The organism is Streptomyces sp. NPDC127119, assembly GCF_042677425.1.
Classification (GTDB): Bacteria; Actinomycetota; Actinomycetes; order Streptomycetales; family Streptomycetaceae; genus Streptomyces.
In genome coordinates, this window is the sequence record NZ_JBHXTO010000061.1 from 28,313 (window position 1) to 49,964 (window position 21,652).

A 21,652-nucleotide genomic window follows, 5' to 3' on the forward strand; every position below is an offset into this window, starting at 1 on the left:
ATGTAATTAATCGCTCGCTTGATTTCTCGTCGAGCCTAGCCCTGAGAGTTAATCAGGTCAATAATTCACGGTGGCACCATGGAGCCAACCTGAGGAAGGAGGTCCGATGACGACTGCGGAGAACAACCAAGTGGTGATCGTCGGAGCTGGTCCCGGTGGTCTGCTGCTGGCCTGCGAACTGGCCCTCGCCGGCGTCCACTGCACCGTGCTCGAACGTCGGGACGGCAGGTCCGTCACATCCCGCGCCACCGGACTGCAGCCCCGCACACTGGAGTTACTAGCGATGCGTGGCCTGGTCGGTGAGTTCCTCAAGCAGGGGAACCCACGTGACCACTATCGACTGACGGTGGGGCGAGCCCGCATCGACCTGACCCATCTCGACACCGCCTATCAGCAGTTGGGTATCTGCCGACAGAGCGTCACGGAGGGAATCCTGGAGGAACGCGCACTCTCGCTCGGTGTCATCGTCCACCGCGGCGTCAAGGTCGTGGACGTCCGCCAGTCCGCCGACTCGGTGCTGGTCAGGGCGGACGAGCACGGCACGCCACGGGAGTTCGGTGCCTCATGGCTGGTGGGGTTCGACGGCGTACGAAGCACCGTACGCGAGGCCGCCGGCATCGACTTCCCCGGCAAGACCTACCCGTACAACGTGATGGCCGGCGACATGCGGCTCACCCGTATCCCCGAGGACGGCATGCTGGTCAAGGTCGCCCGAGAGGGCATGGTCGTCGCCATCGACTTCGGCGACGGTACCTGGCGCATGGGAGCCGTCGATCGCAGGCCGCCGCGACCGGTCGACGAACCCGCCGATCTGGAAGAGCTGCGAGACATGCTCACCCGGATCTTCGGCTACGACCTGCATCCCTACGACGCCACGTACACCGCCCGATTCCGCTTTCACAACCGTCACGCGGCCCGCTACCGCCAGGGGCGGATCCTCATCGGCGGCGACGCCGCCCACACCCACGCCCCCCTGGGCGCCCAGGGTCTCAACATCAGCTGCCAGGACGCAGTCAACCTCGGGTGGAAACTCGCCTCCGTGATCCGGCACAACGCCCCCGAGTCACTGCTCGACACCTACGAGCAGGAGCGCCGCCCCATCGCCAACCGGGTACTCAAGGCCACCGACCGGGGCATGCACGCCATGATGTCACCGGCCCTGCCCGTCCGTGCCATCCGGCGTGTGATGGTGCCGACCGTCACCACCCTGCCGTTCACCCACCGCCTGCTCGCCGGCCAGATCTCCAATCTGGCGTTCTCCTATCCGCCGAAGGACGGCGGCGAGCACGCCGACCTCGTCGGCAAGCGGCTCCCCGACACCCCTGTCGCGCACGAGGACGGCTCGCTCCGACCGCTGTTCGACCTCTTCCGCTCCGGCCGCTTCGTGCTCCTGGACCAGACGCGAGGCTCGGCCAAGCCTGTGCACGAACAGTGGCAGGACCAGGTCATGGCCGTCGCCGTACGACTGGAGGGCCCCCCGGAGGTCGCCTCGCACGACCTCATCCTCAGCCGTCCGGACGGTTATTGCGCCTGGGCGGGCAGCCGTTCCGACACGGAGGGGCTGCGCGCCGCACTGCAGCGCTGGTGCGGACCGGCCCCGGTGACCGCCGGGACCTGATCGTACGTAGGGCCGGTCCTGCCCGGCGACGCTCACGGAGGTATGCGCCTCCTCTCCGCCGCCCCGGCCACCAGATCGGGCTACGGCTCCAGGAAGAGGTTCTCCATGATGCCGGGCAGCTTCCGGTCCCGGCCGGGGAAGCTTTGGCCCGCGGTCTTGTACGGTCCCCGGAGTTCCTCGATGTCAGCGGTGAGGTAGCGCTGGATCGTCGGGGCGAAGATGTCGATCATCTGCTGGTTGTCCATGGAGGCCAGCGGCTCCAGCTTGATGATGTACCGGATGACGGCGATGCCGACGAACTGGCTGCCGATGAGTGTCGCCCGCAGCTCCGGCTGAGCCGTGTCGATGCCGCCCACCACCGGCCGGATCACGTTCTCCCGGATGAAGCTCGCCATGAGATGCCCGGCCTCGTCGTTGGACACTGCCGAGCGCACCACCATCAGCATCTGCTCCCGAGTGACCGGGTCCTGCCACAGGCTCATGTAGCCGCTCAGGAAGCGCATGCCCAACTCGTCCCTGGGCCCCGGCAGTACGACCTGGTCCAGGACACTGGAGACCCGGTAGACGTCCTGGATGGCGGCCAGGAACACGCCTTCCTTGTTCTCGAAGAAGTGGTGGATCAACGCTGTGTTGACCTCAGCCTCACCGGCGATGTCGCGCATCTTGGCCGTACTGTAGCTGCGTTCGGAAAAAACCCGGCGTGCCGCCCTCAGAATGGCTTCTCGGGTTCCGCTGTTTCCCGGACGGCGTCCCGTTCGACCGCTGACGCCTGCGCGTGCGTGTACACCCGAGGAGTGCTGCGGCTCCTCCCGGTCGTTCGCGGCGAGTGAATCCACTGGCGCTGACTCCCTCCACTCACGGGTCGGGGGGATGGGCCCTGCTGACCAGATCAGGACTACCCCAAGTAGTACCCGGCCCGGTGGCCCGGTTGCGCCGTTCGGGGCACATGAGCACGGTCACCGGACGCACGGAGAACGAGTCCCCGCCAGGTGCCGACACGGCCCAGACCGGGGAACCTCCTGGTGCCACACGAGCGTGCGCACACCGAACCAGCGCGACTGGGACAGCCCTGTACCGTCATCCGGCCAAAACCGGATGACGCCAAGCAGAAAGAATAGACGAGCCCGCCGGAGAACGATCCGGCGGGGTCTCCTCTTAATCGTCAGCCGGCCGTCTCACGCGAGAGTTCGACCTCCTTCACGGGAGCTGGTTCCCCGTCGCCCACCGGCTCTGCAGCGGACCCCCGGGCGCCGAACAGCAGGCCGGTGACACCGAGACCGGCCCACACCAGCAGTACGGCCAGCGGTACGCCGACAGCCGCACCGTCGAAGAAGGCTGTGCCTCGCAGCAGGTTGCCGCCTGCGCCCGGGGGCAGCATCTGCCCGATCCAGCCCGCCGGCTCGGGCAGCATCTCCGGGGCCGACGAGACGCCCGCGAAGGGATTGCCCATGAACACCATGAGCAACGAGACGGCCACCATGCCGCTTCGGCCGACCACCGCGGCGGATCCGGCCGACATCACCGAGATGACGAAGACCGTCAGGCCCATCACCGACGCGTTGGCCACCCAGTTGCCACCCACGATACCGAGCCAGGACTGAACGATCAGGCCGGCGCACACGCCCGACAGCGCTGCGGCGCCGATCAGGCTTCCCAGCTGAAGCAGGCCCGGCTTGCTGAGCATGACGATCAGGATCGCGCTGAGCACGCCGGTGAGGACCAGCGGCAGCACCGAAGAGGAGAAGCCCGTAGCCAGCGGGTCCTGGGGGTCAGCCGCCACCACGTCGACGGTCCGCGCCGTGGCGTCCTTGCCTCCGATCTTCTTTGCGAGCCCGTTGCCGACCTCGATGACGACCCGTGAAACGGGCACGCTGGCCGCCGTGGCGGTGAGCGTGGTGACTCCCTGCGGAGACACCACGAACGCGCCGTAGACGTCCCGGTCACGGATCGCCTCTCGCGCCGCGTCCTCACTGTCGTAGCTGTGCACGTCGAAGGCGTCACCCCTTTGGAGACCGCTTGTCAGTTTGTCCGCCCCCGGCATGGACGCCACCACTGCGACCGGGAGGTCGCGAGGTGCCAGCCGGGAGGAGGACCACGCGAACGCGGACAGGGCCATGGTCACGATGACGGGGACAAGCACCACACCCACCATCAGGCGCCGCAAGGACGCCGAATCCGGAGAGGCCATTACAACTCCTAGAAAAACGAACGCTCGATTACGTGACGGTGAGTGTGCACCCGTGCGTGAGCCGTCGTCAACCCGGGAGGAGGGGGCGCACTCGCCGAGGGTCCCGATTCCGGACACGGCGCCCCGGCGCCCGAAATTCGCGGGCACTCCGACCGCTCGGCCCACCATGAACAGGCCTGCTCCCGGCAGCCCGTGATCGCGTCGGTGCCGCACACCCACACACCCACGGAGTCGAGCGAGACCCGCCACTCCGGCTTGACGGTGCCTCACGCACAGGTACACACTCGTCTTCTAATCGAGCGTTCGTTTTTCTTGAAGTCAGGCGCGGTCAGCCGTGCACACCGGGACGTATCGAGCACACGCTGACTGCCATTCAGGAACCTTTCGTCCGGAAAGGGTTGCCATGACCACAGCGTCCGCTCAGGACGAACTCGCCGCCCGCCGCTCCCAACCCGTCCGCCGCGACGCGGACGCGTCACCTGCCCGAGGACCACAAACGTCCCGCGCCGGTTCTCAGCGGCACCCATCCACACAGGTGAAGCCATAACCGACTTCGCCGTGACCGTCACCCTCTGCCTGATGTCCGCCGTCACGTACGCGGGCGGCGCGGTGCTCCAGGAACGGGTCGCGGCAGCAGTCGAAGTTCACGCCTACGCCCCGCTGCGCCGCCCTCTGTGGTGGGCGGCCGTCGCCCTCAACGGCCTGGGCGCCGCCCTGCACGTGGTCGCGCTCGCCTTCGGACCACTGAGCCTGGTACAGCCGCTGGGGGCGCTGACCATTGTCTTCGCGCTGCCGATGGCGGCCGCCTTGGTGGGTGGGCAGATCGGGGCCACGGCCTGGTACGGCGCGGTCATGGCATCGGTGGGACTTGCCGGGTTGCTCGCACTGACGGGGACGGATTCGTCCAAGCAGGCTTTGAGCGGAAGCGAAAGCCTTTTGGTGGGCCTTGTGGCGAGCGGCACCGTGGCCGCGCTGACGGCCGCGGCGCTTCTCGTGCGCCGGTATCCCGTGGCCCGGGCCGTCCTCCTGGCGGGGGCGGCAGGGGTGGCCTCCGGGATCGCGTCGGTGTTCGTGAAGACGATCGCAGTGGACTTCACCCGAGCGGGCTTGTGGGCACAGCTGCCCAACCTCCTGACAATCGCGGTGTTCGCCGTGGCGGGGCTGCTACTGTCTCAGGCCTCCTTTCGCGGGGTAGGGTTGGCCGCCCCGCTGGCTACGGTGACCGTGATGAATTCCGTGGCGGCGGCGACTGTGGGGGTCACTCTGTTCGAGGAGAGCTTCCGGTACGGAGCCACCGGGACGGCGGCGGCTCTGGGGTGCGGGGTGATCGCCGCCGGCGGAGTGATCCTGCTGACCACCCAGCGGTTCCGGCATGCCTCCGGCACAGCGGCAGTCTGCTGAAGACGAGCCGAGTGGAGCACGAGCTGGCAGAGAGTAACGGCCGGCTCTGTCGAAAACGCTCCCAGTGAGACATCGAGGAGTTCTCCGCCCGAGGCGACTCGCGACCGCACAGTCCGGACACGCCATCCTCGACTCGCGGGTGGCGATGCCATGACCCTGTTGGTGATCTTGTCGGGGTGGCGGGGGCGGCGCGGGTGGCGTGTCCGAGGGCAGCCGGGCGGATCAGTTGCTGCAGGTGATGCTGGACCGCTTGGTGGCGGCCGTGCCGCTCAAGGGGGGTGGGGTCGACAGCGTACTGAGGCCACTCATGTCCTGGCCGCGGTGCCGCGGTTGAGTCGGTTGGAGCTGGTGGGCGAGAGTGTGCGGGCTGCGCTGGAGGAGATCACCGAGGCGATCCCCGCTGGTTGCTGCCGTTGATCGAGCCCGCGTGGGCCACCGTGCCGCAGGTCGGCCGACTCATCAGCGCGGCCACCTCGCCAGCACTGCCAACTCTGGGAAGAATCTGGGGAGAACGAGCGCGGTGCTGGTCAGAAGCGCGGACGGCCGTATAGACGCAGGTCAGTGCCTCTGGGCAACTTCATTCCGAAGGTGCCCTGGAGCGTGGGTCGGGTCGTGAACACGGGGAACTCCTCACTGCGGGACGGGCCTGCGGCCTGCGGATCGCGAACTGCGGATCGCGGACTGCGGATCGCGGACTGCGGACTGCGGGGCAGGTTCCGGACCGCGGGCCAGGACGTCCGGCGATGGTACGCAGACTGCCGTTACGGGCGGTCCGAGGGCTGCCAGGCCGTCGTCCCGAGGACGTTCTCCGGGCCGATGTCGAGCGGGTACGGCGGCCGTACGGTCACCGTGTCGTCGCCCTTCTTCGGGGCCACGCGGAGGTACACGCCGCTGGTGTTGTTCATCCGCCAGTACAGGGCCGCGTGTGCGGACTGCCCGGGGGCGAGCGTCAGCGGCCGGGGGCCGGGATCCTCCGGAGCCATGGACACCTGGTCCGTGCCCTCGACGGTCCGCACGCCCGGGAAGGGATCACCCGACGAGTCCAGGACGGTGATGGCCGGATAGCCGTTCAACTTGCGCGGTTCGTCGGCGCAGTTGGTGACGTCGAGGCCCATCGCGCGCAGCCCCATCACCGCGTCGCCCTGATCGGCCGCGAAGCGCAGACCGGACTCGGGGCAGCCCTCCGTCTGCTGACCGGGGACGGTCGGGGAGGGGGTCGGGGAGGGTTCGGAGGTCACGGGCCCGGGTGTGGGTGAGGGCGGTACCACCGCGAGGGACGGCGTCGGCGTGGGCGTGCGTTCGGGGTTCCTCTCCCGGTCCAGTTCGGCGGAGAGCCCGCACCCGCTCGCCCCCAGCACCGGTGCCACCGCCAACAGGCAGACGAGGGCGGCACTGCGGAACGGCCTGGCTCGTGTCGCGATCACCCGCCGATCATCACACGAGCCCCCGGCAAAGGCCCTCACTCCGCCCGTCCTCGTGCGGCGACCAGCCCCGACTCGTAGGCGAACACGACCAGTTGGGCGCGGTCGCGGGCGCCCAGTTTGGTCATCGCGCGGCTGATGTGGGTCTTGGCGGTGAAGGGGCTGATGACCATGTGGGCGGCGATCTCCTCGTTGGTGAGGCCGCGGGCGGCGAGCGCGGTGACCTCCCGCTCCCGGCGGGTCAGGCACTCCAGGCCCGGCGCCTTCGCCCGGTCCGGCGGCCGGGACACGAACTCCCCGATCAGCGTGCGGGTGACGGACGGCGACAGCAGGGCCTCGCCGCGCGTGACGACCTCGATGGCCTGGAGCAGATCCGCGGGCTCGGTGTCCTTGAGCAGGAAGCCGCTGGCCCCGGCCCGCAGCGCCTCGAAGACGTACTCGTCGAGGCCGTAGTTGGTCAGCATCACCACGCGCACGCTTGAGAGCCGTGGGTCGGCGGCGATGCGGCGGGTCGCCTCGATGCCCGTCATCACCGGCATCTGCACGTCGACGAGGGCGATGTCCGGCACATGCTCGCGCACCAGCGCCACGCCCTGCTCGCCGTCGGCCGCCTCACCGACCACCTCGATGCCGTCCTCGGCGTCCAGGAGGGCCCGGAACCCGGCCCGCATGAGCGCCTGGTCGTCGATGAGCGCGACCCGGATCACGCGTGCTCCAGCGGCAGGCCGGCCCGTACCGAGAAGCCGCCCTCTTCGCGCGGGGCGGCACGCAGGGTGCCGCCGAGCGCCGTGACGCGTTCGCGCATGCCGGTGAGCCCGATGCCCTCGGCGGGCGGACAGGACGGTTCGGCGGTTCCGTCGTCGTCGACGCGTATCGTCAACTCACCTTCTCCATAGTCGAGTCGCACGGCGATCCTGGCGGGTCCCGCGTGTCTTGCGGCGTTCGTGAGGGCTTCCTGGACGATGCGGTACGCGGCACGGTCCACGGTCGCCGCCAGCGGGCGCTCGCGGCCCGTCACGGTCAGATCGACGGCGAGACCGGCCGCGCGGGCCCGCTCCACGAGCAGCGCGGGCGTGCCGGTCGGCTCGTCGGTGCGCAGGATGTCCAGCGTGGCCCGCAGTTCGCGCATGGCCTCCCCGCCGGCCTCCTGGATGGCGAGCAGGGCAGGAGGTATCTCCTCGCCGCGCTTGCGCGCGAGATGGACGGCGACGCCCGCCTGGAGCTTGACGATGGAGATGCTGTGGGTCAGGGAGTCGTGCAACTCCCTCGCTATGCGCAGGCGTTCCTCCCCCGCACGGCGCAGGGCCGCCTCCTCGCGGGTGCGCTCGGCCTCCAGGGCGCGCTGTTCGGTCTGGCGCAGATACGCCTGCCAGTTGCGGCCCGCGAGGCCGCTGACCACGGCGCACAGGAACCAGCCCGCGAGCAGCGCGGTCCGTTCGACGGTGCTGTGCGTGACCGGGCCCGCCGCGAGATACGCGCCGAGGAACACGGCGCCCGCGACCGCGCCGACGGCCCGGTGTCCCGCCTGCGCCGCGAGGTGGACGGCGGTCACCACGGGCAGGGCGGCCACCGGCCCCGGCCGCGCGTGCAGCGCGTGGGCGCTGAGGGCCGCGGTGGTCAGGGCGAGCACCACCTGGGGTGCCTTGCGGTACGCGGCCAGGGCGAGCGAGCCGGCCACGATCAGCGCGAGGTCGAGCGCGGTGGTGTCCTGGTCGAGGGCCGCCGAGGACACGGTGACGGCGCCGATCACGACGGCGATTGCCACGTCGGCGAGCCGCTTGAGGAGTGCCTGGTCCGCGCTCATGTCCGTACCGTAGACCGCCGGACGGACAGCGGCGTCAGCCCTGTGGACAACTCCGGCACTACTCCCCCCGCAGTAGTGGGAGGTGCCGGGCGGTCGGGCCGGCGCACCGCCAACTGCCTCCGGCCGTACGACGCGTGGGGGTGTCCCGGCGAGCCAGGGTTCTCCCCATGACCGCAGCCTTCCTGACCGCGCCGTTCACGACCGCGCCGTTCCGTCACACCGAACCCCTGCCGCCCAGGTCCGCCACCGGCCGCACCGCGGAGGTGTACCGGCAGCTCGCGGAGGACTTCGGCATCGAGAGCGCCTCCACCTTCGTCGTGCTGTCCTCCTCGCCCGGACTGATGGCCGCCGCCTGGGCGCTGATGCGGGAGTCGCTGCTCGCGGGCGAGGGCAGCCGCACCGGAAAGGAGCTGGCCGCGTTCGGGGTGTCCCGGGCCAACAAGTGCCCGTTCTGCGTGGACGCGCACACGCTCCTGCTGCACGCCACCGGCGACCACGCCCTCGCGGAGCGCCTGGCCCGCGGGAAGGCCCCGGAGAGGGAGATCCAGGCGCGCATGGTCGCCTGGGGCGAGGCGACCCGGGTCCCGGGCAGCGCGGAACTCACCCCGCTGCCCTTCTTCGTCCGGCACACCGCCGCGTACGTGGGCACCGCCCTGGCCTTCCACTTCATCAACCGGATCGTCTCGGCCCTGCTGACCGAGAACCTGCTGCCGGGCAACGTCCAGCGGTTCAGGTCGGTCCGCAGCCTCGTCGGGCGTTCCGTGGCGAAGACCGTGCGCCGCCGCCTCGTCCCGGGCACGAGCCTCGCCCTCCTCGACGGCGCCGCGGGCGCCGGCCCGGCCTGGGCGGCCGGAACGACGGTCGGTCCGGCCTACGCGGCACTGCGGGCCGCGGCCATGGCGGGCTCCTCGCTGCTGACCGAGGCCGACCAGAACCTCGTACGGGACACGGTCGCGGTCTGGGACGGCACGCATCAGCCGGTGGTCTGGGACGCCCTGCCCGCACGCGCGGACCGGCCCGGGGCGCGGCTGGCGCTGCTGGCCGCGCTGGCTCCGTACCGGATCACCGACGAGGACGTGGCCGCCTGGAAGAAGCCGCCGTTCACGGACCACTGCCTGGTCGAGCTGATCGCGTACGGGGCGTTCACCGCCGTGGACCGTATCGAGCGCGCGCTGCCCCTCCAGGCCGCCGTAGGCGACTCGGCACGTGACTCGGCACGTCGAGTGACCCGGTAAGTACTGTCACCGCCCGGACACGGGCAGGCACGGAGCGAGTTCGCACTTCCGCCCCACAGCCACGCGTGTGACACTGGCGTCCCGTCCGCAGTGCGGACCCCTCCGCACCGTCCCCCACGAAATGTGCGCCGTGCGATCTCTTCCTCTCGCTCTCACCGCGCGTCTGGCGCCGGTCGTCGTGCTCGCCACGGCGGGCTGGGCGCTGTCGTCCGGGCCGCTCGCCGCGACTCCGGCAACGGAGAAGAAGGCCGCCCCCGACGGCGAGAGATCCCCGTCGGCGCCCGCGACCGCCGCGGCGGTCCGCACCTACCGCGACTCCCCCGCGCCCTGCGAGGGCATCACGAAGAAGACGGTGACCGCGCTGGTGCCGGGCGCCAAGACGGCCGGCAAGGAGATCCCGTCGACCGACGAGTCGCTGCGCCGCACCTGTTCCTGGAACGCGCTCAAGTCGTTCGACTACCGCTGGCTGGACATCTCGTACGAAATCAAGAAATCGGACGAGACCGCTCTCGCCGCGTACAAGCAGCGCACCACGGAGAAGAGCGGCGGCGGTGAGGTCCCCGGCGTCGGCGACGAGGCCTACTCGGTGGTGAACCTCACCACCGACGACAAGCAGCAGACACGCGAGGGCATGGTGATCGTCCGCGCGTCCAACGCCCTGGTGGTCGTCACGTACAACGGCAGCGACTTCGAGTCGAAGAAGGCGCCCGGTACGGACGAGATCAACAAGGGCGCGATCAAGGCCGCCAAGGAGGGGATGGCCGCGCTGGAGGCCGCCCAGTAGCGGGCGGCTCCCGGCGCGGCCGGACCGCCGTCAGGCGGCCTTGTGCAGGGACTGCTCCCGTTCGGCCCGTGCCACGGGTGCCATCAGGGCGACGTACAGGACGAGCGACGAGGCGACGCCGACCGCCCATCCGTAGTCCGCGAGCGGCTTGAGGAACGGGATGAGTCCGTCGACGGGGAACGGGCCGAGCTTCACGCCCTTCGCGTCGACGGTCGAGTACGAGCCGCCGACAGCCAGGACACCGCCGACCACGAAGGCCAGCACCGCCCGCCAGTTCCAGCCGTTCGTGTACCAGTAGCGTCCGCCGGGCGTGTAGAGGTCCGCGAGGTGCAGGACCGTACGGCGGACGATCCAGTAGTCGGCGATCAGGATGCCCGCGACCGTACCGAGCAGCCCGCCGACCACCCCGAGCCAGGTGAAGATGTAGAACTCCGGGGTGGAGATCAGCTTCCAGGGGAAGATCAGGATGCCGATGACACCCGTGATGAGCGCTCCGGTACGGAAGTTGATGAACTTCGGCGCCAGGTTGGACAGGTCGTACGCCGGTGAGACCACGTTCGCCGCGATGTTCACGGAGATCGTGGCGATCAGCACGATGAAGAGCGCGAAGAGCAGTCCGAAGGCGCTGTCCGTCTTCGCGGCGAGGGCGACCGGGTCCCAGATGGCCTCTCCGTAGACGGCCTCCGAGCCGGAGGTGACGAGCACGGCGAGGATCGCGAAGAGCGTCATCGTCGTCGGCAATCCGAGGCTCTGCCCCCAGGTCTGCGCCTTCTGGCTGGCGCCGAAGCGGGTGAAGTCGGGGATGTTGAGGGACAGCGTCGCCCAGAAGCCGATCATGCCCATCAGGGCCGGGAAGAAGACCGTCCAGAAGTCGGGGCCCCAGCCGAGCTTCGAGGGCTGGTCGAGCAGCGCGCCGAAGCCGTCGGCCTTGACGGCGATCCAGATCAACAGCACGAACGCGCCGACGATCACGACGGGCGCGGCCCAGTTCTCGAAGCGCCGCAGGAAGTCCATACCGCGGTAGATGATCGCGATCTGCACGGCCCAGAACAGCAGGAAGCACAGCCACAGCGGCCAGGGGTTGCCGGCGATCTGTCCGGCCTTCTCCCACTCCCCGCCGGTCAGCTTGGAGCCGAGGGCGAAGATGCCGCTGCCGCCGATCCAGGTCTGGATGCCGAACCAGCCGCAGGCCACGGCCGCCCGGATCAGCGCCGGGATGTTGGCCCCGCGCAGCCCGAAGGAGGCACGGGCCAGCACGGGGAAGGGGATGCCGTACTTGGGTCCGGCGTGTCCGGTGGCCAGCATCGGCAGCAGCACGATGACGTTGGCGAGCGCGATCGTGAAGACGGCCTGCTTCCAGTCCATCCCGAGGGCGACCAGGCCGGAGGCCAGGGTCCAGCTGGGAATGCAGTGCGCCATGGAGATCCACAGCGCCGCGAAGTTGTACGTCGTCCACTTGCGTTCGGCGACCGGGACGGGACGCAGGTCCTCGTTGGCGAAGGGACTGCTCTCGGGGAAGGCTCCGGGGCGGAGTTCGATCCGCCCCTCGGTGTCGGTGAACTGGGTTATCGGTGGCCCTGTGGGGACGGTTTCGGTCATGAGCAGGCCAATCAATGAGGCGGGACGGGAAAGGCCGTGCGGGTGGAGTTCTCAGGGCGCAGTCAACAGTTGACGGCGGAGGGTGACCGTCAACGGTTGACTGCGGGAATGACCGTCGATCCGTACGCTTCGATGACCTCCTCCTGCGCGTCGTGCATGTCGTACAGGGCGAACTGGTCGACGCCCAGCTCCCGCAGGGCGTTCAGCTTCGCGATGTGCTGCTCGGCCGTGCCGATCAGACAGAACCGGTCGACGATCTCGTCCGGCACGAACTGGGTGTCGGGGTTTCCGCTGCGCCCGTGGTGGGAGTAGTCGTAGCCCTCGCGGGACTTGATGTAGTCGGTGAGTTCGTCGGGGACGGCGGCGGAGTGCTCGCCGTACTTGGAGACGAGGTCGGCGACGTGGTTGCCGACCATGCCGCCGAACCAGCGGCACTGCTCCCGCGCGTGGGCGAGCGCCTCGGGCGAGTCGTCCTCGGTGACGTAGGCGGGCGCGGCCACACAGATCCTGACGTCGGCCGGGTCGCGTCCGGCCTCGGCCGCCGCCGTTCTCACCGCCTTGACCATGTACTCGGTGAGATACAGGTCGGCGAGCTGGAGGATGAAACCGTCCGCCTCCTCGCCGGTCATCTTCAGGGCCTTGGGCCCGTACGCGGCCATCCAGACGGGGAGTTCGGCGCCCGGCTTGATCCACGGGAACCTGATCACCGTGCCGCCGAGGTCGGCCTCGTCGCCGCGCCCCAGCGCCCGGATGACCTTCATGGCCTCACTGATCCGAGCGAGGGTGTTGGGCTTGCGGCCGGCCACGCGCATGGCCGAGTCGCCGCGTCCGATACCGCAGACCGTGCGGTTGCCGAACATGTCGTTGAGCGTGGCGAAGGTCGAGGCGGTGACCTCCCAGGTGCGGGTGCCCGGGTTCGTCACCATCGGGCCGACCTTGAGCTTCGTGGTGTGGGACAGGATCTGGCTGTAGATCACGAACGGCTCCTGCCAGAGCACGGCGGAGTCGAAGGTCCAGCCGTACGTGAAGCCGTTGCGCTCGGCCCGCTTCATCAGGCTGATGACGCGGGAGGCAGGTGGGTCTGTCTGCAGGACGAGTCCGAAGTCCATGGCGCCACTCCTGGTCGCTCGGAGAAGGGTTCAGAGGAGGTACTGACAGGTGGAGCGGGGGGTGTAACTGCCGTGCCCGGCGCGGCCGGTGAACTTCCGCTCGGTGATGACGTCCTCGCCGCGCGACAGGACCGTCTCGACGCGGCCGGTGGTGCGCCTGCCCTCGTACGCCGAGTAGTCGACGTTCATGTGATGGGTCTCGGCGGACATGATCTGCTCGGCGTGCGGGTCGTAGATGACGACGTCCGCGTCGGCGCCCGGCGCGATCGTCCCCTTCTTCGGGTACAGGCCGAACATCCGGGCCGGGGTCGCGCAGGCGATCTCGATCCAGCGGCGGCGCGAGATGTGCCCGTCGACCACGGCCTGGTGCAGCAGGTCCATCCGGTTCTCGACGCCCGGCAGACCGTTGGGGATCTTCGAGAAGTCGCCCCGGCCCAGCTCCTTCTGGCCCACGAAGCAGAAGGGGCAGTGGTCGGTGGAGACGACCTGGAGGTCGTTGGTGCGCAGGCCGCGCCACAGGGCGGCCTGGTGCTCCTTGGGCCGCAGCGGTGTCGAGCACACGTACTTCGCGCCCTCGAAGTCCGGCTCCGCGAGGTTGTCCGTCGACAGGAACAGGTACTGCGGACAGGTCTCGCCGAAGACGTTCAGGCCCTCGTCGCGGGCCCGCGCCAGCTCGGCGACGGCCTCCGTGGCCGAGACGTGCACGACGTACAGCGGGGCGCCGGCCACCTGGGCGAGCTTGATGGCGCGATGGGTCGCCTCGGCTTCGAGGAGGGCCTTGCGGACCTCGCCGTGGTAGCGGGGGTCGGTCTCGCCCCGGGCCAGCGCCTGCTCCACGAGCACGTCGATCGCGATGCCGTTCTCGGCGTGCATCATGATCAGGCCGCCGTTCTCGGCGGAGCGCTGCATGGCGCGCAGGATCTGGCCGTCGTCGCTGTAGAAGACGCCGGGGTAGGCCATGAACTGCTTGAAGGAGGTGACACCCTCCTCGACCAGCAGGTCCATCTCCTTGAGGGTGTCCTGGTTGACGTCAGAGACGATCATGTGGAAGCCGTAGTCGATGGCGCACTGGCCGTCGGCCTTGGCGTTCCAGGCGTCCAGGCCCTCGCGCAGGGAGCGTCCGACGCTCTGGACGGCGAAGTCGATGATCGTCGTCGTGCCGCCCCAGGCGGCGGCGCGGGTGCCGGTCTCGAAGGTGTCGGAGGCGAAGGTGCCGCCGAAGGGCAGTTCCATGTGGGTGTGGGCGTCGACGCCGCCCGGGATCACGTACTTGCCGGTGGCGTCGATGGTCCGCTCGGCGGTCCAGGCCTCGGCTGCGGGGGTGCCGGTCGCGGCGATCGCGGCGATGCGGGTGTCCTCGATGAGGACGTCCGCGTGCAGTTCGTCTGATGCGGTGATCACCAGGCCGCCGCGGATGACTGTACGAGTACTCATGTGTTCCTCTCCTGTCTGTCCCGACGGGGACCCCCGGGGTGGGGCAGTCGACACAGTGCGGGTCGCGTGTGGCTGGTCGCGCAGTTCCCCGCGCCCCTTACGGGGCCCCGGCCGGGGAGACCTTCACGGGGCCGTCAGGGGGCCGTACGCGTCCGGGCGGCGGTCCCGGTAGAACTGCCAGCGGTCCCGGACCGTGCGGAGTTTCTCCATGTCCAGGTCGCGGACGACGAGTTCGGGCTCCTTGTCGCTCGCCACCTCTCCGACGAACTGTGCTTCCGGGTCCACGAAGTACGAGGTCCCGTAGAAGTCGTTGGAGCCCAGTTCCTCCACGCCCACGCGGTTGATGGCGCCCACGAAGTACTCGTTGGCGACGGCCGCCGCAGGCTGCTCCAACTGCCAGAGGTAGGCGGACAGTCCGCGCGAGGTGGCCGACGGGTTGAACACGATCTCGGCCCCGGCCAGCCCGAGGGCACGCCAGCCCTCCGGGAAGTGCCGGTCGTAGCAGATGTAGACGCCGACCTTGCCGACCGCGGTGTCGAAGACCGGCCAACCGCTGTTGCCGGGACGGAAGTAGAACTTCTCCCAGAAGCCCTCGACCTGGGGGATGTGGTGCTTGCGGTACTTGCCGAGGTACGAGCCGTCGGCGTCGATCACCGCCGAGGTGTTGTAGAGGACGCCGGGCTGCTCCTCCTCGTACATCGGCAGGACGAGGACGATGCCCGACTCCGCTGCCAGGGACTGGAACCGGCGGACGATCGGGCCCTCGGGGATCTGCTCGGCGTACTCGTAGAACGCCTTGTCCTGGACCTGGCAGAAGTACGGGCCGTAGAACAGCTCCTGGAAGCACAGGACTTGGGCGCCCTGAGCGGCCGCGTCCCGGACCGCCTGCTCGTGGACCTGGATCATCGACTCCTTGTCGCCCGTCCATGCGGTCTGGAAGACGGCGGCGCGGATCACTCTGCTCATCGGGACCTCCGGTCGCTGGGTGTGCCGCGAGCCTAGGAAGCCTTGACGGGGACTTTGAGTTGCAGCGTGTCACGTCTGCGGGCGTGTGGCGTTCCACGGTGTCACCCTTGCGAAGGCTCATGTTTCACCACCGTTTTCCCAGGTCGTTCCATGTTTCAGCGTTGTTGCGCGTCGTGCGCGAGGAGGGCGATGTGGATGGAGGCGGCCTGTTCGAAGTCGTCGAGGTCGACCCCGAGCCGCGCCTCTATGGACTCAAGCCGCCGGTACAGCGCGGGCCGCGAGACATGGTGGAGCTGTGCGGTACGCGACTTGTTGCGGCCGGTGGCCAGATACGTCCGCAGCACCGGCAGCAGCTCCGCCTCCGCGTCGGCGCCGCACAGCAGCCCGTCCAACTCCCGTTCCGCGAAGGACTGGACGTGCGGGTCATCGCGCAACAGCCGTACCAGCCCGCGCAGATGCACGTCCCTCAGCCGCACCACGGCCGGCAGGTCCCGGTCGGCCGGGCTCTCGGCCACCGAGTCGGCCACGTGCCGGGCCTCGCGCAGCCCCGCGGGCACGTCGTCCCACCCGGTCCGCGCGTCCGCTGCGGCGACGACGGCCGCGGACGCCCGCTCCCGTGGGACGCCGCCGTCCGGTTCCGTACGCAGCCGGGTGGCGAAGTGTGCGGCGAGGGCTTCGGCGTCCTGGTCCCTGGCGAGGCTCAGCAGGACGGCGGTGACCCCGTCGGCCAGTTCGGCGACGAGTCCGGGGAGCCCCAACAGCCGCAGTACGCGAGCGAGTTGAGTCGCGCCGACACCTCGTACGGCCAGCGGTACGAACGTCCGCCGGTTGACCGGCAGTCCGGCCGCGCGGGCCCGGGGCAGCAGATGCCGGGCCGGTACGGCTCCGGAGACGAGGTCGGTGAGCAGGCTCTGCGCGGACTGCTCCTCCCAGGAGTGCGCGGGGCCGCCGAGCATCCGGTGCAGGACGAGGGCCTCGGCGGCGCGGTCGGCGAGGAGCCGGCCGGTGGCGGTGTCGCCGCGGTAGCCGCAGAGCACGATGCGGCCCCAGCGCTCCCCGCGTCCGCCCAGTTCGGCGCGGACCCAGCCGTCGCCCTCGCTGCCGCCCGCCTGCCGCGCGATGCGCTCCCAGTCGCGCAGCACGTCGTCGACGGCGGACCGCTCCCCCGCCGTGGCGAGGACCCGGTGGGCGAGGTTGGTGACGACCACCGGGCAGGCGCTGTGGCCGGCGATCTCGTCGAGCAGCCGTTGCAGCGGGGCGCCCGTCGTGATGAGCCCGGTCAGCGCGGTCCGTACGGCCTCCGAGAGGCTGACGGCCGCGAACTTCCTTCGTACGAGACGGGACTGGACCTCTTCGGTGAGTTCGGCGAAGGGGAACGGGCGGTGCAGGACCACCATCGGCAGCCCGCACCGCTCGGCGGCCCGCCGCATCACCTCTGGCGGCGCGGGAAAGGCCCGGCCGAGTCCGAGGACGACGGCCGAGGCCTCCGCGCGGTGCAGGGAGCGGATGTACTCGGCCTGCGCCTCCCGGTCGCCCGCGAGCAGCACGCCGGTGGTGAGGACCATCTCGCCGCCGCTGAGCATCACCCCGACGTCGGCGGCCTCGGCGACATGCACCCAGCGCACGGGCCGGTCGAGCTGGCCCGCGCCCGCCACCACCTCGGGCTCTCCGGCGAGCACCCGTTCCAGGGCGAGGATCTGCCGGACCGACAGGGCGGGTTCCGAGGCGGTCGTCATCAGGGCGAACCTTCAATCTCGCGGTGCCGAACACTCCTCGGGGCCGGCTCCTGGTCTGAGTCGACTCCCGGTCGGAGCTGATTGCCGCTGCGAGTCGCCCGCAGCTCGGAGCCCGCTGCCGTCGCTCAGTGCCGCAGACCGCTCCGCAGGGCGCGCTCCAGCATCGCGGCGCCCTCCTCGGCCTCTGCGACGGTGAGGGACAGGGGCGGGGCGATCCGCAGGACGCTGGTGCTGTGCCCACCGCCCTTGCCGATGAGCAGGCCTTCCTCGCGGGCCGCTTCGAGCACGGCCGCCGCCGCGTCCGGATCGGCCTCGTCGGTGCCGGGTTTCACCAGTTCGACGCCGATCATGAGCCCGCGGCCCCGGACCTCCCGTACGCCCGGAAGCTGCTCGGCGACGGCCCGCAGCCGCTCGATGAGCAGTCCGCCGACCCTGCGGGCGTTGCCCTGGAGGTCGTGCTCCAGGAGGTACGTGAGGTTGGCGAGGCCCGCGGCCATGGTGACCTGGGTGCCGCCGAAGGTGGAGATGGAGTTGGAGTCGAGGCAGTTCATGATCTCGGCGCGGGCGACGACCCCGCCGATGGACATGCCGTTGCCGATGCCCTTGGCGAAGGTGAGGATGTCGGGCGGGCCGTGCTGCCCGTGGGCCTGCCAGCCCCAGAAGTGGTCGCCGGTCCGGCCCCAGCCGGTCTGCACCTCGTCGGCGATCCACAGGATGCCGCGCTCGGCGAGGACCTCGCGGAAGGCCGCGTACAGGCCGTCGGGCGGTGAGGTGAAGCCGCCGACGCCCTGGACGGGTTCGGCGATCAGTGCGGCGGGCGCGCGGACATGGCCGAGCAGGTCCTCCAGGTCGGCGACGCAGGCCGCGACGAAGCCGGCGTCGTCGAGATCCGCGTACGGGCCGCGGGTGCGGACGCCGCCGTGCACGTACAGGGTCTGGAGGGGTGACAGGCTGGTCGGTGACCAGCCCTTGTTGCCGGTGATGCCGACCGCGCTGAACGAACGCCCGTGGTAGCTGTTGCGCATCGCCAGGATCTGGTTGCTGCGGCGGTACGCGGTGGCCAGGAGCAGCGCCGTGTCGTTGGCCTCGGTGCCCGAGGTGGTGAAGAAGACGCGCGCGTCCGGGATGCCCGACAGCGTGGCGATCCGCTCGGCCAGGTCGACCATCGGCCGGTTGAGGTAGAGCGTGGAGGAGTGGTTGATGCGCCCGGCCTGCTCGCTGACGGCCTTCGTGACCTCGGGCAGGGCGTGGGCGGTCATCGTGGTGAGGATGCCGCCGAAGAAGTCGAGGTACTTGGTGCCCGCCGCGTCCCAGACGTGGCGGCCCTCGCCGTGGGTGATCTCCATCGGGTTCGCGTAGTAGAGGGCGAGCCAGTCGGGCAGAACGGCCCGGTGACGGCCCAGCAGGTCCTCGGTCACGGCTGCACCAGTCCTTCGTACGCGTCGGGGCGGCGGTCCCGGTAGAACGCCCACTGCTGCCGGACCTCGTCGATCAGGTCGAGGTCGAGGTCGCGGACGACGAGTTCCTCGCTCTTGTCGCTCGCGGGCTCGCCGACGAACTGGCCGCGCGGGTCGACGAAGTACGACGTCCCGTAGAAGTCGTTGTCCCCGTACTCCTCCTCGCCGACCCGGTTGATCGCGGCGATGAAGTACTCGTTGGCGACGGCGGCGGCCGGCTGTTCCAGCTGCCACAGGTGGGCGGACAGGCCGCGGGAGGTCGCCGACGGGTTGTAGACGAGCTGGGCGCCGTTCAGGCCGAGCTGGCGCCAGCCCTCCGGGAAGTGGCGGTCGTAGCAGATGTAGACGCCGACCTTGCCGACCGCGGTGTCGAAGACGGGCCAGCCGAGGTTGCCCGGTTTGAAGTAGTACTTCTCCCAGAAGCCCTTGACCTGGGGGATGTGGTGCTTGCGGTACTTGCCGAGGTACGTGCCGTCGGCGTCGACGACCGCGGCGGTGTTGAAGTAGAAGCCGGACTGTTCGACCTCGAAGACCGGGACCACGACGACCATGCCGGTCTCGCGGGCGAGTTCCCGCATCCGGGTGACGGTCGGGCCGTCCGGTACGGGTTCCGCCCAGCGGTAGTGCTCGGGCTCCTGGACCTGGCAGAAGTAGGGGGCGTTGAAGACTTCCTGGAATCCGATGATCCTCGCACCCTGACGGGCCGCCTCGCGGGCGTGCTCCTCGTGCTTGGCGACCATGGATGCGGTGTCGCCGGTCCAGGTGGCCTGGACCAGAGCGGCGCGTACGACGTTGGCCATGAGCTGCTCCTTCGACGTGACGTCAGAGAGCTTCTACGCCCGTAGACACGGGGCGTAGAGCCCTGAAAGTAAGCCTCGGCGCTGCCCTGGGCAAGACCATCGCCGTTAACCGGCGGAGTCGATCATGTTTCACACCCCTGTGGGTGAGCGGGACGGCGTGTCCCGCCTCAGGCCGTGTAGCCGGCCACGCGCAGGGCGTGGATCAGATCCCAGTAGCGCTGCTCCGAGACCTCGCGGGCCGCCTCCAGGAGGAGCGGGGCGAGGAACTGCGGGTCGGCGTCGATGCTGCGGGCGGCTTCCTCCGGGGTGCGGACGCGGACGTACGCGTCCAGCAGGGCGCGGACCTCGCGGTGCCGCCCCTCCTCGACGAGGCCCAGGACCGCCTCGCCTATCTCGGGGGCGGGGCGTGCGACGCCCTGCCGCAGCATCTGCCGGCCGTCCGCGGTGCGTCCGGCCGCCACCAGCGCGTCGGCCGCGGCGACCAGTCGGTCGGCGGGCAGTGAGACGGCCTCCCAGAGGAGGGAGGCCCAGTCCGCGTCGAGTCCGGCGCGGTGCAGTTCGGCGGCGAGGAGCGGGAAGCGGGCGGCGGGCCAGTGCGCGGCCTCGACCAGCACGGCGTGCGCCTCGCCGGTACGGCCTTCGCCCCGCAGCCGCACGAGCGTGGCGACGGTCTCGACGGTGGTCCGCCGCGCGTCGTCGTCCAGCGCCTCGCGCCGCGGCGCCCGCTGCCCACCGCCCGCCTCGGCACCGCCCGCGAACCGGGCACCCCGGGGGGTACGGTCCGCGCGCTGCGGCGCGGGCGGAACGGGAGTCACGGGGTTGCTCGCGTCCCCGGCCGGGCCGGTACCCGAGCCTGCGCCCGGGCCCGTGTTCGCGTCCGGGTCGCCGTCCGTGTTCGCGTCCGCCATGCCGGCGAAGCGGGCGCTGCCCCGGGCGCCTCCCCGCAGGCGGCGCTTGGAGCGCTGCTTGGGCGCGGGGGCCTCGGGAGGGACGGGGTGCTCGGCGGCTCCGTACACTTCGGGAGCTTCATGCGCTTCATACGCCTCATGCGCGTCGGGGGCTTCGTGCGCGTCCGGGTGGGCCGCCGCCTCCGGGTGGGCCGCCGCGTCCTGACGGGCGGCCCGGTCCGCGGAGGCGTCGCGCCAGAGGCCGGGCCAGTCGTCCTCGTCCGGCGCCGGACGCTGTACGCCCAGGCGCGGGGCGGCTGCCTGGGCGGCCGTTCGGCCGGGATCACGGCCGTCGTTCCCGCTCCGGGCGTGTCCGTCCATCGCCCGCCGGTCCAACTCGTCTATGCGGGACCGGATTTCGGTGCAACGGGCGGTCGCGCGGTCGTGGTCGTCGCGGGCCCAGGCGAGATCGAGGCGGAGGGAGTCGCTCTCCTCCTGGGTGGTGGCCGCGGGTAGTGAACGCCCCAGCTCCGAGAGGCGTTCGGCGGCGTAACGCTGTTCGCGCAGCATCACGTCGAGCCGGTCGCCGAGGGCGTCACGACCACCGGGCCGTGCGTCGTACGCGGCGAGGGAGGCGGTGTGCAGGGCCCTGGCCCGCTCGGTCTCCCGAGCCGCGGCCCGGTCGCCGTACTCGGCGCCCAGATCCTGGAGGATGGCCTCCACGACGTCCCAGGGCGGCACTTCCCACCCGTCCAGGCAGGCCCGCATCCCTTCGGGGTCGCGCTGCCAGAACACACCGCACCAGCCGCCGCCCTGGTCGAGCCGGGACAGCAGGCCGTTGAGGTAGTACGCGAACTCCCGCACCTGGTCCGGAAGTTGTTCCACTGTCATGCCGTTCACCCCACCACCCCACGCCGGACCGGAGCACTCCAATATGGCAGAAAACACCAGTCGTGTTACGAAAGCGCTACGACGAGTTTTCGACCTGGACGCAGAGTGCGGTTACCACCCCGGAACGTGAGGTGAGAATGGGGTGCCGTCGAGGCGGACAATCGGGGCACGCCGTAAATCGAGCGCGGCGCACCCCGTCCCGGACGAACACCCGCGTTGCGGGCGGCCCCTAGGTCCTGTCGTCAAATTCCCGGCGTCCGCCCGGAGGGCGGGCCGGGCGGCGTCTGGTGCGTGCTCTCGGTGTGCCGGGCGGAAGTCCGCG

General features: G+C 70.3%; 17 protein-coding genes. 4 read left to right on the forward strand and 13 right to left on the reverse strand.

Annotation, left to right across the window (positions count from 1 at the left end):
• Window positions 1–106 precede the first annotated feature (106 nt).
• Window positions 107–1,618 (forward strand): FAD-dependent monooxygenase, encoded by a 1,512-nt coding sequence (locus tag ACFVH5_RS24355; protein WP_385835826.1) that lies wholly within the window; start codon window positions 107–109, stop codon window positions 1,616–1,618.
• A gap of 80 nt (window positions 1,619–1,698) precedes the next feature.
• Here the strand turns inward: ACFVH5_RS24355 and ACFVH5_RS24360 are convergent, their stop codons facing one another.
• Both ACFVH5_RS24360 and ACFVH5_RS24365 read right to left on the reverse strand, forming a co-directional pair.
• Entirely contained in the window at window positions 1,699–2,454 is a 756-nt protein-coding gene (locus ACFVH5_RS24360) for a TetR family transcriptional regulator (protein ID WP_385835828.1), read from the reverse strand.
• Window positions 2,455–2,780: 326 nt separating this feature from the next.
• Window positions 2,781–3,806, reverse strand: a complete 1,026-nt coding sequence (locus tag ACFVH5_RS24365; RefSeq protein WP_385835830.1) for an ABC transporter permease — start codon at window positions 3,804–3,806, stop codon at window positions 2,781–2,783.
• Window positions 3,807–4,364: 558 nt separating this feature from the next.
• Here ACFVH5_RS24365 and ACFVH5_RS24370 point away from each other — a divergent pair.
• Window positions 4,365–5,207 carry a DMT family transporter gene (locus ACFVH5_RS24370; RefSeq protein ID WP_385835832.1) on the forward strand — a complete coding sequence of 281 codons (843 nt, stop codon included), beginning with the start codon at window positions 4,365–4,367 and terminating at the stop codon, window positions 5,205–5,207.
• A 761-nt stretch (window positions 5,208–5,968) separates the two neighbouring features.
• Here the strand turns inward: ACFVH5_RS24370 and ACFVH5_RS24375 are convergent.
• Genes ACFVH5_RS24375 through ACFVH5_RS24385 form a run of 3 tightly spaced genes read right to left on the reverse strand, consistent with a single transcriptional unit; the run spans window position 5,969 to window position 8,432 of the window.
• Window positions 5,969–6,631 (reverse strand): DUF4232 domain-containing protein, encoded by a 663-nt coding sequence (locus tag ACFVH5_RS24375; protein ID WP_385835833.1) that lies wholly within the window; start codon window positions 6,629–6,631, stop codon window positions 5,969–5,971.
• 35 nt (window positions 6,632–6,666) lie between these two features.
• Window positions 6,667–7,335: a response regulator gene (locus ACFVH5_RS24380; protein ID WP_385835835.1), complete on the reverse strand. Its 669-nt coding sequence runs from the start codon at window positions 7,333–7,335 to the stop codon at window positions 6,667–6,669.
• On the reverse strand, window positions 7,332–8,432 hold the full coding sequence (locus ACFVH5_RS24385) for a sensor histidine kinase (protein ID WP_385835836.1): 1,101 nt from the start codon (window positions 8,430–8,432) through the stop codon (window positions 7,332–7,334). Before ACFVH5_RS24385 ends, ACFVH5_RS24380 begins: the two co-directional genes overlap by 4 nt.
• A gap of 167 nt (window positions 8,433–8,599) precedes the next feature.
• Here ACFVH5_RS24385 and ACFVH5_RS24390 point away from each other — a divergent pair, with 167 nt between their 5' ends.
• Both ACFVH5_RS24390 and ACFVH5_RS24395 read left to right on the forward strand, forming a co-directional pair.
• Window positions 8,600–9,667 carry a carboxymuconolactone decarboxylase family protein gene (locus ACFVH5_RS24390; RefSeq protein WP_385835837.1) on the forward strand — a complete coding sequence of 356 codons (1,068 nt, stop codon included), beginning with the start codon at window positions 8,600–8,602 and terminating at the stop codon, window positions 9,665–9,667.
• Between the two features lie 121 nt (window positions 9,668–9,788).
• Entirely contained in the window at window positions 9,789–10,451 is a 663-nt protein-coding gene (locus tag ACFVH5_RS24395; RefSeq protein ID WP_385835838.1) for a hypothetical protein, read from the forward strand.
• 30 nt (window positions 10,452–10,481) lie between these two features.
• On the opposite strand, the gene ACFVH5_RS24400 is transcribed toward ACFVH5_RS24395, so the two are convergent.
• From ACFVH5_RS24400 to ACFVH5_RS24435, 8 genes are all read right to left on the reverse strand, one after another.
• Window positions 10,482–12,050: an NCS1 family nucleobase:cation symporter-1 gene (locus ACFVH5_RS24400; protein WP_385835839.1), complete on the reverse strand. Its 1,569-nt coding sequence runs from the start codon at window positions 12,048–12,050 to the stop codon at window positions 10,482–10,484.
• Between the two features lie 89 nt (window positions 12,051–12,139).
• Window positions 12,140–13,159, reverse strand: coding sequence for a TIGR03842 family LLM class F420-dependent oxidoreductase (locus ACFVH5_RS24405; protein WP_385835842.1), 1,020 nt, complete (start codon window positions 13,157–13,159; stop codon window positions 12,140–12,142).
• A gap of 30 nt (window positions 13,160–13,189) precedes the next feature.
• Window positions 13,190–14,593 (reverse strand): dihydropyrimidinase, encoded by a 1,404-nt coding sequence (gene hydA / locus ACFVH5_RS24410; RefSeq protein WP_385835843.1) that lies wholly within the window; start codon window positions 14,591–14,593, stop codon window positions 13,190–13,192.
• A gap of 123 nt (window positions 14,594–14,716) precedes the next feature.
• Complete coding sequence (locus ACFVH5_RS24415) at window positions 14,717–15,559, reverse strand: nitrilase-related carbon-nitrogen hydrolase (RefSeq protein ID WP_385835844.1); 843 nt, start codon at window positions 15,557–15,559, stop codon at window positions 14,717–14,719.
• Window positions 15,560–15,714: 155 nt separating this feature from the next.
• Window positions 15,715–17,295, reverse strand: a complete 1,581-nt coding sequence (locus ACFVH5_RS24420; protein WP_385835846.1) for a PucR family transcriptional regulator — start codon at window positions 17,293–17,295, stop codon at window positions 15,715–15,717.
• Window positions 17,296–17,420: 125 nt separating this feature from the next.
• A complete protein-coding gene (locus ACFVH5_RS24425; protein ID WP_385835847.1) occupies window positions 17,421–18,713 on the reverse strand; it encodes an aspartate aminotransferase family protein in 1,293 nt (430 codons plus the stop codon).
• Window positions 18,710–19,552 carry a nitrilase-related carbon-nitrogen hydrolase gene (locus ACFVH5_RS24430; RefSeq protein WP_385835848.1) on the reverse strand — a complete coding sequence of 281 codons (843 nt, stop codon included), beginning with the start codon at window positions 19,550–19,552 and terminating at the stop codon, window positions 18,710–18,712. Before ACFVH5_RS24430 ends, ACFVH5_RS24425 begins: the two co-directional genes overlap by 4 nt.
• Window positions 19,553–19,719: 167 nt before the next feature.
• Entirely contained in the window at window positions 19,720–21,330 is a 1,611-nt protein-coding gene (locus tag ACFVH5_RS24435; RefSeq protein WP_385835849.1) for a hypothetical protein, read from the reverse strand.
• Between the last annotated feature and the right edge of the window lie 322 nt (window positions 21,331–21,652).